1 protein-coding gene and 1 pseudogene are annotated in these 1,148 nt (G+C 61.2%); both read left to right on the forward strand.

Features of this window, described 5'->3' with window-relative positions; all coding sequences use genetic code 11:
* Positions 1-249: 249 nt before the first annotated feature.
* Positions 250-426, forward strand: a pseudogene (locus QQK95_RS31500) (ISAzo13-like element transposase-related protein); the annotation flags it as partial.
* A gap of 48 nt (positions 427-474) precedes the next feature.
* Positions 475-1,131, forward strand: a complete 657-nt coding sequence (locus QQK95_RS31505; RefSeq protein ID WP_284278405.1) for an IS6 family transposase — start codon at positions 475-477, stop codon at positions 1,129-1,131.
* The last annotated feature ends 17 nt before the right edge of the window (positions 1,132-1,148 follow it).

Raw genomic sequence — 1,148 nt, forward strand, 5'->3', positions numbered from 1 at the left:
ATCGTCCGCGCCACAAAGGGCGAGATCGCCAATCGGGCGGCGTTCAAGGCGGTGTCGGTCCAGGACCAGGAAAGGCTGGACGATATCGCGGAGGCGACGCCGCGGCAGCCGTCTGGGCGGACGCGCTGAAGGCGGCCCATCCCGATCTCAGCGCCGCGGATGCCGCCCTAATCGTCGGCGCCACAAAGGGCGATATCGGCAGGAGGGCGGCGTTCAAGGCGGTGTCGGTCCAGGCCCAGGAAAGGCTGCATCCGGCGCAAGGGTGCCGGACGCAAACCTTTGACGCAGACGAATCCGACACTTCTCAGCGACCTGGAAAGGCTTGTCGACCCCGCCACGCGTGGCGATCCGATGTCACCCTTGAAGTTGACATCGAAAAGCTTGCGGAACTTGGCGGCGGCGCTTTGCGCCATGGGCCATCGTGTGGCACCGTAAAGTTAACCGACGGCTGATGAAGATGTGCGAACATGGGCCATGTCAGAAGTTGCTCGTGATCCGCTTTATCGTCGCCACCGTTTTCCCGCCGAGATCATTGCGCACGCGGTATGGCTCTACTTTCGCTTTCCGCTCAGCCTGCGCATGGTTGAGGACATGTTGGCGGCCCGCGGCATCATCGTCACGCATCAGACCATTCGAAGCTGGGCGGAGAAATTCGGGCGGCATTTCGCCCGGGAGATCAAGCGACGGTCAGCCGGCTGCCTGGGCGACAAATGGCATCTCGACGAATGTGTGGTGGCCATCAATGGCAAGAAGCAGTGGCTCTGGCGTGCCGTCGATCAGGACGGCTTCGTCCTCGAAGTGCTGGTGCAAAGCCGCCGAAATGCCAAGGCGGCAAAGCGTCTGATGCGCAAGTTGCTGAAGGCTCAAGGGCGGACACCACGGGTCATGATCACCGACAAGCTCCGGTCCTATGATGCCGCCAGGCGCGACCTCATGCCCGGTGTCGAACACCGGTCGCACAAAGGCCTCAATAATCGAGCGGAAAATTCGCACCAGCCGACCCGACGACGCGAAAGGACCATGAAACGCTTCAAGTCGGCGTTGGTGCATGGATCCTTTGTCAACGGTTTGGCGATAGGCAGGCAGGATCGGCGTTGGTGCATGGATCCTTTGTCAACGGTTTGGCGATAGGCAGGCAGGATCGAAAT

The organism is Mesorhizobium huakuii, from assembly GCF_030160235.1.
GTDB lineage: Bacteria > Pseudomonadota > Alphaproteobacteria > Rhizobiales > Rhizobiaceae > Mesorhizobium > Mesorhizobium huakuii.

What these genes read in the sequence shown, in the direction of transcription:
- QQK95_RS31505 (WP_284278405.1), top strand. Translation starts at nt 475, where the DNA reads ATGTCAGAAGTTGCTCGTGATCCGCTTTATCGTCGCCACCGTTTTCCC.